The organism is Winogradskyella aquimaris (assembly GCF_042676105.1).
In the GTDB taxonomy this organism is placed as follows: Bacteria; Bacteroidota; Bacteroidia; order Flavobacteriales; family Flavobacteriaceae; genus Winogradskyella; species Winogradskyella aquimaris.
The window spans coordinates 15,697-30,623 of record NZ_JBHTJQ010000010.1 but is presented as its reverse complement, the minus strand read 5'-3'; the positions used below and the strand labels follow the sequence as shown (position 1 = coordinate 30,623).

The window sequence follows — 14,927 nt, the reverse complement described above, 5'->3', positions numbered from 1 at the left end:
ACTTACATTGCACCCCATTCTTTTAGGGAATCTTCATTCATTTTAATGTAGTCGCCATTCTTTGCCTCTTTTGCACCTTCCAGTGACTTTTTAGCGGCAGCAATGGCTCCCTTCTTATCGCCATTAGCAGCATGGATTAAGGATTGCTGTCTTAAAAACCAAAAACGTGGTTCGTCCTTGGTCATTTCAACAGCTTTGTCAATCCACATCATAGCTTGCTTAAGATCCTTACCTTCAGATAATTTGTATACGGCAGCTGAATAATAATCATTGGCCGACGGTCCTGACATCACCTTCTTTATTGAGGCAGCCACTTTATCTTCTGTTGGAACATTAAATGTAACGGCTGCATATGTGTTTTCCCAAACAAACCCTATGTTTGCAGAACTGTTGGTTAAATCATCAAACCCAATAGTCCATGTTTCAACATTCATTGGCATTTCATATACCTTTGCTGAAGCCTTAGCAGCGATTTTAGAGTCATCCCATTTAGCAGGTGTTCCCCAATTATTAGTATCTGAATAAAAAATAACATCCCAAGATTCTTTGTTTGGTGAAATAAAAATAGCATACGAACCTGCTTTCACTTCTGTTCCGGATATGGTTACATTATCACTAAATGTTATAATGGTGTTTTTGTTGGCACCAGCACGCCACATTTTACCATAAGGCACTAAATCACCAAATATTTTTCTTCCTTTCATACTTGGGCGTGAGTACTCTAAAGTCACATCTGTTAACCCTACTTTTTGTTTTATAGTAGTTGTAGGACTTGGTTGGGGCGTTTCAATTTGAGCATTTGCACTAAACATTAGAGTTAAAGCAAAAGCAAATAGTATTATTTTTTTCATTTTATAGGAATTGATTATTACAAGGTTAAAATTACGATATAAGCAAACCTCAAAATGTTAATGAATACCTAAAAAACAAAAATTATTGGTCAAAATAATTTTTAACTTCTAATTTAATCGTAATATTGCAATATATAAATTAAACGACATGGGACTTACAAAATCTGAGATTTTTACAAAAGAGCAAAACCATATTGCTGCTATTGCAAAAGCATTTGCCCATCCTGCCAGAGTGGCTATACTGCAGCAAATTTTCAACTCTAGAACCTGTATCTGCGGTGACTTAGTGGATGAAATTGGACTAGCGCAGGCTACAATTTCCCAACACCTTAGAGAACTCAAAAATGTAGGATTGTTAAAAGGAAACATTGAAGGTACAAGTGTTTGCTATTGCATAGATGAGGATAATTGGGCGAATGCAAAAGATATTATATCTCAATTTCTAGATTATGAGTCTAAAAATACTACCTGTTGTTAATGCCTATTGATTTTATATCAATATAAAACATATAATTATGAAAACTGAACAAGACCTTAAAAACATAGTCAAAGAACGGTACGCTAAGATCGCAGAACAAGGCAAAACCTTAAACGCATCATCATGTTGTGGCGCCACTACTCAATCAAATAAAGTTTATAATATCATGATGGATGACTACTCAGAAACCAAAGGGTATGTCAGTGATGCCGATTTAGGTTTAGGTTGTGGATTACCAACTCAATTTGCCAAAATTAATGAAGGTGATACCGTTATAGATTTAGGATCTGGCGCAGGAAATGATTGCTTCGTTGCCAGACATGAAACAGGTGCTAACGGTAAAGTTATAGGTATTGATTTTACTCCAATAATGATTGAAAAAGCACGAATAAATGCCGAGAAACTTGGTTATAACAACGTAGAATTTAGAGAAGGAGATATAGACGACATGCCTGTTAGTGATGAGGTAGCAGATGTTATTGTGAGCAATTGTGTCCTCAATCTAGTTCCTAATAAAGAAAAGGTAATCCGTGAAATTTTTAGGGTGTTAAAGCCTGGTGGTCATTTTAGTATCTCTGATATTGTCTTAGTTGGTGATTTACCTAAAGCTTTAAAGGAAGATGCAGAAATGTATTCTGGCTGCGTAGCTGGTGCTATACAAAAAGAGGATTATTTGAAGCACATTTCTAATAGAGGTTTTGTAAACATAAACATCCTAAAAGAAAAGCCAATTACAATACCAGAAGACATTCTTAGCAAATACTTGGATGAAGAAATGATCAAAAGATTTAATTCTGATGCTGTTGGCATTTTCAGTATTACAGTGTATGCTGAAAAACCAGGAAAAATGGAAAAGAAATCAAAACTTCAACTAGCTAACTTAACAGATGATGAACCGTGTTGTTCACCAGATGGCAACTGTTGCTAAATTTGATAACCAACCATGTTATATTTAAAATTAACAGAAAAAATAGAAGGCCTGGATATAGCCTTAATTTCCGAAGAAAGAAAGAACAAACTTCAACTGCTAATTGACTTTATTCAGGTCAAAGTAAATCAAAAAGAAATAGTGAATCTCAATTTTATTTGCACACACAATTCCAGACGAAGTCATTTGTCCCAAGTCTGGGCTCAAGCTATTGGAACTTATTATGGGATTAATAATTTATTTTGCTATTCTGCAGGAACAGAAGCCACAGCATTGTTTCCCATAGCTGCAAAAACACTTGAAAATTCAGGATTTAAAATTGAGACCCTTTCTGAAGGTGAAAATCCTGTTTATAGTATAAAGTATGCAAATAATTTGCATCCCATAATTGGGTTTTCTAAAACTATCAATTCAGATTTCAATCCTAAAAACAACTTTGCTGCAATAATGACTTGTTCTTCAGCTGATGAAGGATGTCCTTTTATTGCAGGCACAGAAAAACGTATTTCCATTACTTACGAAGACCCAAAAGTGGCTGATGGCACTCCTTATCAAATTGAAAAATATGAAGAACGAAGCTCTCAAATTGCTCTAGAAATGAAGTTTGTTTTCTCTCAAATTAAAAGCTAATGTCATGAAAAAGAGACTTGGCTTTTTAGATCGTTACCTAACCTTATGGATATTCTTAGCTATGATTTTGGGTGTAGTCATAGGTTATGTTTTTCCAAAATTTCCAGAACTTATAAATACTTTCAGTAGTGGATCTACAAACATTCCTATTGCAATTGGACTAATTCTTATGATGTATCCACCATTAGCAAAAGTTAATTACAATTTATTGCCCAAGGTTTTTAAGGATGTTAAAGTTTTGTCGTTGTCCTTAATCCTTAACTGGATTATAGGGCCAATACTTATGTTTATTTTGGCTATTATCTTTTTACAGGATTACCCAGAATATATGGTAGGTCTTATACTAATTGGTCTTGCCAGATGTATTGCCATGGTATTAGTTTGGAACGATTTGGCTGAGGGAAGCAGTGAGTACGGTGCTGGCTTGGTAGCTTTAAATAGTATTTTTCAGGTTTTTGGGTATAGTTTTTATGCCTATTTATTCATTACAGTGTTTCCTCCGTATTTTGGTTTTGAAGGCGCAATCGTAGACATTTCTATTGCAACTATTGCTGAGAGTGTGGCCATTTATTTAGGAATTCCTTTTTTATTAGGCTTACTGTCCCGCGTCATTTTGGTAAAACTAAAAAGTGAAGAATGGTATACTCAAAAATTTATTCCATCAATCTCACCTTTAACTTTAATTGCCTTATTATTCACTATTATAGTGATGTTTTCATTAAAGGGTGAACTAATTGTTGAAATCCCTGGTGATGTTCTCATTATCGCAGTTCCATTACTTATATACTTTGCCCTAATGTTCTTTATAGGCTTTTTTATTAGCAAAAGTATTGGTGCACCATATGATAAAAATGCAGCAATTGCATTTACTGCAGCAGGAAATAATTTTGAATTGGCTATAGCAGTAGCTATCGCCGTTTTTGGACTAAACTCAGGGCAGGCCTTTACAGGTGTTATTGGTCCATTGGTAGAGGTTCCAGCTTTAATCCTATTAGTTCGAGTGGCGTTTTTGTTAAGAAAAAAATACTATCCATCTATTAAGACATAATTTAAAATAAACTCTTTCCTTTAATGGAGTTAAATTTTGTTTAACTTTTAAAACTAATAGTTAAACATTTAGTATCTTTACATTGTAAATAAATTACAATGGCAAAGAAAAAAACACTTAAGCAGTCAGATATACTTACAAGTTATATGGACTACGTCCTTATGCATAACCAACAACCTAAGTCGGTATATGCATTCGCAAAGGACAATAATTTTGAAGAACAACAATTTTATCAATTCTTTTCGTCTTTTGATGCTCTAGAACAATCCATCTTCAAAGTATTCTTTGATAATACCATCGCGGTTTTAGAAAAGAGCGAAGACTACCTAACTTTTGATGCACGCAACAAATTGCTGAGTTTTTACTTTACGTTTTTCGAAAATTTAACGGCGAACAGAAGCTATGTGTCCTACACACTTCAAAATCATAAAGGATCGCTTAAATCCCTTCGTACCCTTGCGCTACTCAAAGAACAATTTGTTAATTATATTGATCTTCTTAACATTAATACAATTGATTTAAAGCAAGAACAATTAATAAAATTACAGAGAAGAAGCCTCAAGGAGTCAGCATGGTTACAATTGTTAATCACTATGAAATTTTGGTTAGATGACACTTCACCTTCTTTTGAAAAAACAGATGTCTTTATAGAAAAATCCGTGAGAGCTAGTTTTGACCTTATCGATACCACTCCATTGAAAAGTCTTATAGATTTTGGGAAGTTTATATACAAGGAAAAAATCCACATGAACTAAATGAAAACAATTGATAGCATACCAATTTCTAAAATCTCACGAGCTTCAAAGTTAGTGACTACTGGTGCCAAAGTAGGTGTTAACTATTTAAAATACTACGGTGATAAAATGGTTAAGTCTGAAGAAATCGCTAAAGAGCGTCTTAACCAGAACAATGCCGAAGATATATATGACAGTCTCAAGAGATTAAAAGGAAGTGCCCTTAAGGTGGCTCAAATGTTGAGTATGGAGAAAAGCATTTTGCCAAAGGCGTATGTTGAGAAATTTTCACTTTCTCAATTTTCCGTACCACCACTTTCACCACCCCTAGTTGTAAAAACATTTAAAAAATATTTTGGGAAACATCCCGAAGAATTATTCGATACTTTCAACGCAACTTCAGTTAACGCTGCCAGTATAGGCCAAGTCCATATTGCAGATAAGAATGGGAAAAAATTTGCTGTGAAAATCCAATATCCTGGAGTTGCGGAGAGTATTGCATCCGATTTGGCTTTGGTGAAACCTGTAGCTATTAAAATGTTCAATATTAAAGGAAAAGATTCCGACAAATATTTTAAAGAAGTAGAAGATAAACTTACTGAAGAAACCAATTACAAGTTAGAGGTTGAACAAAGTAAAGCAGTTGTAGAGGCCTGTAAACATATTCCTAATCTTAGGTTCCCTAATTACTATGATGAATTATCTTCCGAACGCATCATCACAATGGATTATATGGAAGGTGAACACCTCTCTGAATTTGCAAGCCACAACACGGATAAGAGTTTATCAACTAAGTTAGGCCAGGCACTTTGGGATTTTTACATGTTCCAAATCCATAATTTGAGAAAAGTTCATGCTGATCCGCATCCGGGTAACTTCCTAATTTCAGATGAAGGCGAATTAATTGCATTAGACTTTGGCTGCATGAAAGCCATTCCTGATGAATTTTATGTACCTTATTTTGAATTAGCTAAAAAAGAGAGTCTTGAAGATCCCGAAATTTTCACGAAGAAAATGTACGAGCTTGAAATTTTACGTAAAGAGGATACTAAAGAAGAAATTGAATTTTTCAGTGATATGTTTCATGAGCTATTAAGCCTGTTTACTCAACCATTCCATAATGAAACTTTTGATTTTTCAGACCCAGAATTTTTTAACAAAGTTGGTGAAATGGGCCAAAAATATTCTAAAAGCACTGAGTTAAGAAATATGAATGGCAATAGGGGTTCTAAGCATTTTATTTATATCAACCGAACCTTCTTCGGCTTGTACAATTTGATGTTTGATCTTAAAGCAGAGAAAATCAAAATTAACAATTTTATAAATTTATAAGATGGCAGAGTTTAGCTTAGAAGATATTAATAAGATGCATCATTTGTACCGTATCAATTTAATTAACAGTTGTAGCGGTTATAAGTCTGCTAATCTTATTGGCACTAAGGATCCTCAAGACATTTGTAATGTTGCTGTATTCAGCTCCCTTACGCATCTAGGCTCAAATCCCGCTTTACTCGGATTCTTTCTAAGACCAACAACTGTAACTAGAAATACTTACGATAATATTCGTTCTACTGGAAAATACACCATCAACCATATACATAGCGATATACTTGAAGAGGCACACCACACCTCAGCAAAATATGATGCACAAATCTCAGAATTTGATGCTACATCTTTAGAGGAAGAATACAAAGACAACTTCTTTGCACCATTTGTAAAGGGCTGTCCCATACAATTGGCTATGAGTTATGTAGAAGAGTATGCTATTAAAGCCAATAACACCATACTTTTGATTGGCAAAATTGAAAAATTATATGTGCCTGATACACTATTAGAAAAAGATGGCTTTATAAACCTATCAAAAGGTAAGGTAGCCACCATCAATGGTTTAGATGGTTATGCTGTACCCCAATTAAAAAAGCGACTCGAATATCAACGTCCAAAGCCAGAATTTGCAATACCTAATGACTAATGCAAATACTAATTACAGGCACAACAGGCTACATTGCCAAAAGACTCGCACTTCAGTTACTTGAGGATGGGCATGAGTTGGTTTGTTGCGTTCGTGATTTAAGCCGTATTCCGGATGAAATTGAAGAACACCCACGATGTTCATTCATTAAAATCGACTTTTTAAGTCCAGAGCCAAACAAAATACCTAAAACTATTGATGCAGCATATTACCTCATTCATTCAATGGCAACCAATGCAGATGATTTTGAAGATTTAGAACGGCAATGTGCACAAAACTTTAAAAATTTAGTAGAAGTTACCGATTGCAAACAGGTAATTTATCTCAGCGGCATTGTAAATGATGATTCGCTTTCTAAACACCTAAAATCTCGTTTACAAGTCGAGGAAACCTTAAGGTCAGGCGTATATGCATTAACTACGTTTAGAGCTGGTATTATTGTAGGTAGCGGAAGTGCATCATTTGAAATTATAAGGGACATCGTTGAGAAACTTCCTATTATGATAACACCTAAATGGTTGAACACCAAAACGCAACCTATTGGCATAAGAGATGTTTTAGCCTATTTATCACAAGGACTTGGAAAAGAAGCACTGTATAACAATTCTTACGATATTTTTGGACCAGAAATTCTCACCTACAAAGAGATGCTTTTGCAGTTTGCCAGAGTAAGAGGTTTAAAACGTTATATCTATACCTTACCAGTGCTAACCCCTAAACTATCGTCCTATTGGCTTTATTTCGTGACCTCTACATCATTCCAATTAGCACAAGCCCTAGTAGATAGCATGAAAGTAGAGGTTATTGGTAAACCCAGTGACATTAATAAGCATTTAGACATCAATCCCCTTACCTATAAAGAAGCTGTAGAATTGGCTTTTCAGCGTATAGAGCAAAACAGTGTGATTTCAAGTTGGAAAGATGCGGTAAGTAGCGGAAGGTTTAAGGATCAACTTTCCAAACATATCGAATTGCCACAGTTTGGATGTTATAAAGACATACGATCAAAAACCATTAAAAATGAAGCTTACACGCTGGATAAAATTTGGAGTATTGGGGGACGCAATGGTTGGTACAGCTTTAATGGCTTGTGGAAAATTAGAGGATATATTGATAAATTATTTGGTGGTGTTGGTTTAAGACGAGGACGTACACACGACACATATTTAGAACCAGGTGATCCTTTGGATTTTTGGCGTGTGCTTTTTGCCGATAAAACTGAAAAGCGGTTATTGCTATTTGCCGAAATGAAGCTTCCTGGTGAAGCTTGGCTCGAGTTTAAAATTGTGAAAGACAAGTTGTACCAGCGTGCTGTTTTTAGACCCAGAGGTGTATGGGGAAGAGTATATTGGTACATGGTTTTACCATTTCATGCCTTTGTTTTTAAAGGTATGATTAACGCACTTGTAGAGCCCAAATGAAAGGAGTAAAAAAACAAAATCTACCCACAAAAATATGCCCAACTTGTGAAAGACCTTTTACATGGCGAAAAAAATGGGAAAAAGAATGGGAGAATGTAAAATATTGTAGCGAAAGATGCAGAAGACAGAAATAACAAATCTAGTTTGGTTTAGGAACGACCTTAGAACCAATGATAATATGGTACTATATGAAGCAACAAAACATAATGCCAAGGTCATTGGAGTATATTGTTTTGATCCAAAACAGTTTAAAGTTGATACATACGGGTTTAAAAAAACCGAAAAATTCAGAGCCAAGTTTTTAATTGAAACTGTTGAAAATCTAAAATCTCAACTTAGAAACCTCAACATTGAGCTATTGATATATGATGAGCATCCTGAAACCGTAATTCCTGAAATATGTAAAACTTTTCATGTGAATGCTATTTTTCTTCAAAAGGAATGGACCCAAGAAGAACTTAATATTGAAAACTCCGTACGAACAAAAGCTATTAATGTTAATTGGCACAGTATTTATAATCAATTTTTATTTCATCCTGAGGATATCAATTTTGAGATCTCAAAAACACCTCAAGTATTTACAGCATTTAGAAAAAAATTAGAGAAATATGTTAAGATTCGAGAAGAAGTGACAATACCTAAACGTCCTGAGAATAATCGAATTGAAAATAACACTACGATTCCAACCTTACTAGAACTAGGTTTTGAAGAGTTTGAACCACATCCACATTCTGCATTTCCTTTTAAAGGAGGTGAATCAGAAGCTCTAAATCGATTGGAAGACTATTTCTTCAATACAAAAAAGCTTGGCTTTTACAAAAAAACAAGAAACGGATTAGTTGGCAAGGATTATAGCTCAAAGTTTTCTCCTTGGCTAGCCAATGGTAGTATTTCAGCAAGAACCATTTACTGGAAAGTTAAACAATTCGAAAACGAGCATTACAAAAACCAATCAACCTATTGGTTGATTTTTGAATTGATTTGGCGTGATTATTTTAAATATATCTCGCTAAAGCATGGTGACCAGATTTTTAAGCTAGAAGGTATTTTACATAAAAATTATGAATGGTCTTCCGACCAAACTCAAATTGAGCAATGGATTAATGGAGAAACGATATCCGCTTTCGTAAATGCCAACATGATAGAACTAAAGGAAACGGGCTGGATGAGTAATAGAGGCCGCCAAAACGTTGCCTCATATTTTGCAAAAGAATTGGAGCTAGATTGGCGAATAGGAGCCGCTTATTTTCAGTCCCTCCTATTGGATTATGATGTGCATAGTAATTACGGTAATTGGATGTATGTCGCAGGTGTGGGCAACGACCCTCGTGACCGTAAATTCAATGTACAATTACAAGCCGAGCGGTACGATAGCAACGGAAAGTTTAGAAGTCTTTGGTTACAACTGAGTTTATTTTAACATGGCAAAAAAGGAACACATACTACTTTTTCCTCATCAATTGTTCAAGGATTCCCCAATTCTAGACGTTGATGCCGATATATATCTTATCGAAGAATTCTTATTCTTTAAACACTATAAATTTCACAAACAGAAGATTGCATTTCATAGGGCATCAATGAATGCCTATGCAGATTTCTTAAACTCAAAAGATAAAACCGTTCACTATATAGAGTCCAATTTAAAAGAATCAGACATTCGTAATTTAATTCCTAAATTGATAGATGAGGGCTCTGAAACACTTCACGTGATAGATCCAACGGATAATTGGCTTGAAAAACGGATTATATCAGCATCAAATAATATTAACATTAAATGGTACAATAGCCCATTATTTATTAATTCTAAAGAAGAACTGAGAACATTCTTCAAACCTAGCAAAAAGAAGTTTTTCCAAACCTCGTTTTATAAATCACAACGAAAAGAACGCGATATTTTAATGGTTTCTAATGAGCCCGAAGGAGGAAAATGGACTTACGATACAGAAAATCGAAAAAAATATCCGAAAGACAAAACACCACCTACCATTCAGTTTCCAGAGCGTTCTAAGTTTCACAAAGAGGCAGAATCGTATGTTGAAGAATATTTTGCAGACCATTATGGCCAATTAAATGATTTCGTTAACTATCCTATAGATTTTAATAGTGCCAAAACTTGGCTGCAACAGTTTTTTGAATACAGGTTTCATGAATTTGGTGTTTACGAAGATGCCATTGTAAAAGAAGAACATTTTCTAAATCATAGCTTGTTATCGCCATTAATAAACATAGGTTTACTTAAACCATTAGAAGTTATAGAAGAAGCTATAGATTACGCAAATACCAATGGTGTTCCAATAAACTCCACAGAAGGTTTTGTAAGGCAAATTTTAGGCTGGCGTGAATTTATACGTGGAGTTTATGAAGTAAAGGGAACTGAAGAACGTACCGAAAACTTTTGGAATTTTAATCGTAAAATTCCTGCATCTTTTTATGATGGCACCACAGGTATACAACCTGTTGATGATGTTATAAAAAAAGTGCTAAAAACGGGTTATGCACATCATATAGAACGTCTGATGATTTTGGGCAATTTTATGGTGTTATGTGAATTTGATCCTGATGAAGTTTATAAATGGTTTATGGAACTTTTTATAGATGCCTATGATTGGGTTATGGTACCTAATGTTTATGGCATGAGTCTATTTGCCGATGGTGGTTTAATGTCTACCAAACCCTATATAAGCAGCAGTAATTACATAATGAAAATGAGCAACTATAGCAAGGGCAACTGGCAAGACACTTGGGACGGTCTATTTTGGAAGTTTATGGATAAGCATCGTGGTTTTTTTGAAAGTAATCCAAGATTAAACATGCTTTTGGGTAATCTGGATCGCATGAAGAAAGAGACCCTGGAAAATCACTTTAACAACGCCGAAAAATTTCTTAATAACTTATCATGACGAGTAAACCACATATCAATGTTGTTTGGCTAAAACGCGATCTAAGACTTCAGGATAATGAAGCAATCGCCAATGCTTTAAAGTCTGGTAAACCTACCCTCCTACTTTATGTTTTTGAACATCTACTACTAAATGATAATCATTACAGTGATCGTCACTTTAATTTCATAAAGGAGTCCATTAGAGATATTAACGAGCAATTAAAATCGTATAATTCAAAAGTTTTAACTGTAACGAGTGATATACAAACAGCTTTTAACCTCATCCAAACCTTCTATAAAATAGACACTATCTTTTCTCACGTAGAAACAGGGATTTTAGTGACCTACAACAGAGACAAAGAGTTATCGCGCTATTGCAGGAACAACCTCATCACCTGGAAAGAAAGTAAAAATAATGGTGTAGAACGTGGATTATTAAATAGGGAAAATTGGTTAGAGCAATGGGAAGACTACATGAATCAACCACTTGAAGATTTCACTCCAAACGTAAATCAATTACTATCTATTGAAGATATTTCGCTTTTAGAAAGTGTACTTACTGTTACCGATTTAGACACACCAGAAAACACCAAATTCCAAAAAGGTGGAACTACTACGGCTTGGAAATATGCCAATTCTTTTTTTGAGAGTCGTTACAAAGACTATATGTTCAACATATCAAAACCTGAGGCATCACGTACAAGTTGTAGTAGACTTTCACCTTATATTTCATGGGGTAATATTTCAGTTAGACAGGTCTTTCAAAAGGGACAAGACCTAAAAAAGACATCTAAAAGCAAACGTCATATTAGTGGCTTTTTATCGCGTTTACGTTGGCAAGCCCATTTTATTCAGAAATTTGAAATGGAACATACCATGGAAAATGCTAGTGTTAACAAAGGTTATCACAAACTAAAAAAGAGTATTTCCATCCAATATCAGAAAGCATGGAGAGAGGGACAAACAGGTTTTCCACTAGTCGATGCCAGTATGCGTTGTTTAGTTGAGACAGGTTATGTTAACTTTAGAATGCGTGCCATGCTAGTTTCGTTTTTTACTCATATTTTATGGCAACCTTGGCAACATGCCTCAGAACACCTATCGCAGCAATTCTTAGATTTTGAGCCAGGTATTCATTTTCCGCAACTGCAAATGCAAGCAGGTGAAACGGGAATAAATAACTTAAGAATTTACAACCCAACCTTAAATGGTCTTAAACACGATCCTGATGCCGAATTTATTAAAAAGTGGGTACCAGAATTAGCGCATTTAGACATTCCCTTTATACACGAGCCCTATTTAATGACAGAACTAGAGCAAGGACTTTATGATTTCAAATTAGGGCATGATTACCCACACCCAATTGTAGATATTAAAGAAAACCGTATACGTGCCAGTGATATTCTTTGGAACATGAAACAAGATCCTGATGTGGTGAAAGAAAGTATTCGTATTTTAAAACGACATACCTTAAAGGATAGAAGTAGGTTATTGAAAAGCGATTAGCTTCCAATTCAAATCTTGTCAAAATTTACTTTCACAATTCTCTGTTAATTTTTGTTTAACTATTATATTAAAAGGTTAAACATTTGTATCTTTACGGTAATATGATTATAAATACCACACACCATAACGCTGAGCATAAACAGATCATTGCTGATCTTGTAGGTTACCCTTTTAGTTTGGTACAAAAATTGAAAATGAAAGGTGTAGGCTCTAAGCGTATGATCATTGAGGAGGTTAGTCCAAATATGCAAAGCATGATGAATACTGTTTCTGACATCAATTATGCTAACATTGAGCTAAGACCTAAAGGTATTTTAGTTATGATAAATCAAGGGCTGAAAAACTTTACATGGATCATCCCTTACTATCAACTCGTAATCTATAAAGTTAATGGTTCAAGCTTGCATGCCCAAGGACGCTTTATACATTTTAAGAATAGCAAAACCTTTAAGGAGAATAAAAAGTTTTTTGACAAGCTTCTTGATGAAAAAGTAAAATATGATATGCAATTTTCAATGCCTGCTACAATATGACATTAAATGACAGACAGATAGACAGAATTATTGAAATGGCTTGGGAAGATAGAACGCCTTTTGAAGCTATTACGTATCAATTTGGTCTTAATGAGCAAGATGTAATAGAATTAATGCGGAGAGAAATGAAGCCAAGCAGTTTTAGGATGTGGAGAAAACGCGTGCAAGGCAGAGCAACAAAACATAAAAATAAACGAACGTTTGACAAGGGTAGGTTTAAATGCTCGCGTCAAAGGACTATATCAAACAACTCTATTTCAAAACGTTAAACCGTGCTTTGATTTAAGCTTGGAGTACTTAAAGACAGCACATTAAAAAGATGCTATGAACACAAAAGCAATTTCCAAAAAAAATGGTCAAAAATTAAATGGATTTTCAATTGATGATATCGGAGATGACCATTTATTCACTAGCCTAGACACACCAATGAAGCCTAACGCTTTCGAAATGTCTAATAGTGAGAAAAAACAACGAATTTCTATACTTTTCTCTGAGATTATGGATGTTTTGGGTTTAGACCTAACTGATGATTCCCTTAAAGGAACACCAGATCGTGTGGCTAAGATGTATGTCGAAGAAATATTTTCCGGCTTAGACCCAGAAAACAAACCAAAAGTGGCCTTATTCGACAATAAGTACCAGTACAATCAGATGCTGGTTGAAAAAGATATTACTTTCTATTCTAATTGTGAGCACCACTTTGTACCAATTATAGGTAAAGCGCATGTAGCCTATAAATCGTCTGGTAAAGTGATTGGCTTATCTAAATTGAACAGAATCGTTCAATATTATGCCAAAAGACCGCAAGTACAAGAGCGACTAACACAGCAAATCGCTAACGAACTAAAAACCGTGTTAGACACTGAAGACGTAGCGGTAATTATTGATGCTAAGCATCTCTGCGTATCATCAAGAGGTGTTAAAGACGATACCTCAGCAACCGTGACTACTTATTATGGTGGCATATTTAATACGCCAGAAAAAATTGCAGAATTACAAAACTATATAAACAATTAAGCTATGGATATTTTAGAAAGAGCAGTAGAGTTCGAAAACAGAAAACACACATTCAAAACTACAAGCGAGCGAATTTTAGCATCTAGAGAAGCCAAAGAAATTATCCTCGCTATTAACGAAGTATACAAGAAAAAGAAAGATGCTAAACTTATGGATCTCATGAAACGATTAACGGTCATTAAACAAAAAATTGAGAAACGATTAAAAGGTCGTCCATTAACGGCAGCATAAAAGACAATATATGAAAACTATAATAGTAGTTGGAGGAAGCAAAGGTATTGGCAGTGCCATAGTCAATTCTTTGCTTTCTTCTCATAAAGTAATTAACATAAGCAGAACCGAACCTGCTCAGGTTCATGAAAATTTGAAGCATTTTCAATGTGATGTCCTAAATGATGATTTGCCTGAAATAGAATCTGCTGACGGTCTGGTTTATTGCCCTGGAAGTATTAATTTAAAGCCAATAAATCGTTTAAGTTTAGATGATTTTAGAAATGATTTTGAAATTAATGTTTTGGGTGCAGTAAAGACCATACAAAAATACCTTACAATTTTAAAGAACGGAGATAAGCCTTCCATCGTACTTTTTAGTACTGTAGCGTCTAAATTGGGTATGCCTTTTCATGCAAGTGTTGCTGCCTCAAAGTCGGCTATTGAAGGAATAACCAAATCTATTGGTGCTGAATTGGCTCCTACCGTAAGAGTTAATGCTATTGCACCAACAGTAACAGATACTGATTTAGCCTCTAAATTACTACGTAATGAACGAATGATTGAAAACATGACTGAACGTCATCCCTTAAAGAAATATCTTCAACCAAATGAAGTCGCAGATATGGCTACATTTTTATTATCCGACAAAGCTGCTTCATTATCTGGTCAGGTTTTTGAAATGGATTGTGGCATTGTAAGTTTTAAATTATAAGAA

The 14,927-nt window shown here is 34.7% G+C and carries 18 protein-coding genes; 17 read left to right on the top strand and 1 reads right to left on the bottom strand.

The genetic code is table 11. The features are described 5' to 3' along the window. Nucleotides 1-2: 2 nt before the first annotated feature. The gene (locus ACFQ1K_RS07900) at nucleotides 3-851 is read right to left on the bottom strand and encodes a DUF2911 domain-containing protein (protein ID WP_320556378.1); all 849 of its coding nucleotides are present in this window, start codon (nucleotides 849-851) and stop codon (nucleotides 3-5) included. A gap of 148 nt (nucleotides 852-999) precedes the next feature. Between ACFQ1K_RS07900 and ACFQ1K_RS07895 the strand changes: the two genes are divergently transcribed. The 17 genes from ACFQ1K_RS07895 (at nucleotide 1,000) to ACFQ1K_RS07815 (ending at nucleotide 14,924) form a co-directional block, all read left to right on the top strand. Beyond that, on the top strand, nucleotides 1,000-1,329 hold the full coding sequence (locus tag ACFQ1K_RS07895; protein ID WP_320556379.1) for an ArsR/SmtB family transcription factor: 330 nt from the start codon (nucleotides 1,000-1,002) through the stop codon (nucleotides 1,327-1,329). Between the two features lie 37 nt (nucleotides 1,330-1,366). Then, nucleotides 1,367-2,257 (top strand): arsenite methyltransferase, encoded by an 891-nt coding sequence (locus ACFQ1K_RS07890; protein ID WP_320556380.1) that lies wholly within the window; start codon nucleotides 1,367-1,369, stop codon nucleotides 2,255-2,257. A gap of 15 nt (nucleotides 2,258-2,272) precedes the next feature. Beyond that, nucleotides 2,273-2,887, top strand: a complete 615-nt coding sequence (locus ACFQ1K_RS07885) for a protein-tyrosine-phosphatase (RefSeq protein WP_320556381.1) — start codon at nucleotides 2,273-2,275, stop codon at nucleotides 2,885-2,887. A gap of 4 nt (nucleotides 2,888-2,891) precedes the next feature. Continuing rightward, on the top strand, nucleotides 2,892-3,935 hold the full coding sequence (arsB, locus tag ACFQ1K_RS07880; RefSeq protein ID WP_320556382.1) for an ACR3 family arsenite efflux transporter: 1,044 nt from the start codon (nucleotides 2,892-2,894) through the stop codon (nucleotides 3,933-3,935). 98 nt (nucleotides 3,936-4,033) lie between these two features. Further along, on the top strand, nucleotides 4,034-4,690 hold the full coding sequence (locus tag ACFQ1K_RS07875; RefSeq protein WP_320556383.1) for a TetR family transcriptional regulator C-terminal domain-containing protein: 657 nt from the start codon (nucleotides 4,034-4,036) through the stop codon (nucleotides 4,688-4,690). Continuing rightward, a complete protein-coding gene (locus ACFQ1K_RS07870) occupies nucleotides 4,691-6,001 on the top strand; it encodes an ABC1 kinase family protein (protein WP_320556384.1) in 1,311 nt (436 codons plus the stop codon). It abuts the gene before it with no gap. A gap of 1 nt (nucleotide 6,002) precedes the next feature. Then, the gene (locus ACFQ1K_RS07865) at nucleotides 6,003-6,641 is read left to right on the top strand and encodes a flavin reductase family protein (RefSeq protein ID WP_320556385.1); all 639 of its coding nucleotides are present in this window, start codon (nucleotides 6,003-6,005) and stop codon (nucleotides 6,639-6,641) included. After that, the gene (locus ACFQ1K_RS07860) at nucleotides 6,641-8,062 is read left to right on the top strand and encodes an SDR family oxidoreductase (RefSeq protein WP_320556386.1); all 1,422 of its coding nucleotides are present in this window, start codon (nucleotides 6,641-6,643) and stop codon (nucleotides 8,060-8,062) included. Before ACFQ1K_RS07865 ends, ACFQ1K_RS07860 begins: the two co-directional genes overlap by 1 nt. Continuing rightward, on the top strand, nucleotides 8,059-8,196 hold the full coding sequence (locus ACFQ1K_RS07855) for a DUF2256 domain-containing protein (RefSeq protein ID WP_320556387.1): 138 nt from the start codon (nucleotides 8,059-8,061) through the stop codon (nucleotides 8,194-8,196). Before ACFQ1K_RS07860 ends, ACFQ1K_RS07855 begins: the two co-directional genes overlap by 4 nt. Continuing rightward, on the top strand, nucleotides 8,178-9,482 hold the full coding sequence (locus ACFQ1K_RS07850; protein WP_320556388.1) for a DASH family cryptochrome: 1,305 nt from the start codon (nucleotides 8,178-8,180) through the stop codon (nucleotides 9,480-9,482). Before ACFQ1K_RS07855 ends, ACFQ1K_RS07850 begins: the two co-directional genes overlap by 19 nt. A 1-nt stretch (nucleotide 9,483) precedes the next feature. After that, a complete protein-coding gene (locus ACFQ1K_RS07845; protein WP_320556389.1) occupies nucleotides 9,484-10,962 on the top strand; it encodes a cryptochrome/photolyase family protein in 1,479 nt (492 codons plus the stop codon). Continuing rightward, entirely contained in the window at nucleotides 10,959-12,449 is a 1,491-nt protein-coding gene (locus ACFQ1K_RS07840; protein ID WP_320556390.1) for a cryptochrome/deoxyribodipyrimidine photo-lyase family protein, read from the top strand. The genes ACFQ1K_RS07845 and ACFQ1K_RS07840 overlap by 4 nt, the downstream gene beginning before the upstream one ends. A gap of 101 nt (nucleotides 12,450-12,550) precedes the next feature. Further along, on the top strand, nucleotides 12,551-12,982 hold the full coding sequence (locus ACFQ1K_RS07835) for a hypothetical protein (RefSeq protein WP_320556391.1): 432 nt from the start codon (nucleotides 12,551-12,553) through the stop codon (nucleotides 12,980-12,982). After that, complete coding sequence (locus ACFQ1K_RS07830; RefSeq protein WP_320556392.1) at nucleotides 12,979-13,251, top strand: TIGR03643 family protein; 273 nt, start codon at nucleotides 12,979-12,981, stop codon at nucleotides 13,249-13,251. Before ACFQ1K_RS07835 ends, ACFQ1K_RS07830 begins: the two co-directional genes overlap by 4 nt. 55 nt (nucleotides 13,252-13,306) lie before the next feature. Next, complete coding sequence (gene folE / locus ACFQ1K_RS07825; RefSeq protein ID WP_320556393.1) at nucleotides 13,307-13,999, top strand: GTP cyclohydrolase I FolE; 693 nt, start codon at nucleotides 13,307-13,309, stop codon at nucleotides 13,997-13,999. Between the two features lie 3 nt (nucleotides 14,000-14,002). Beyond that, on the top strand, nucleotides 14,003-14,230 hold the full coding sequence (locus tag ACFQ1K_RS07820) for a hypothetical protein (protein ID WP_320556394.1): 228 nt from the start codon (nucleotides 14,003-14,005) through the stop codon (nucleotides 14,228-14,230). A gap of 10 nt (nucleotides 14,231-14,240) precedes the next feature. Then, nucleotides 14,241-14,924 (top strand): SDR family NAD(P)-dependent oxidoreductase, encoded by a 684-nt coding sequence (locus tag ACFQ1K_RS07815; RefSeq protein WP_320556395.1) that lies wholly within the window; start codon nucleotides 14,241-14,243, stop codon nucleotides 14,922-14,924. Nucleotides 14,925-14,927 lie beyond the last annotated feature (3 nt).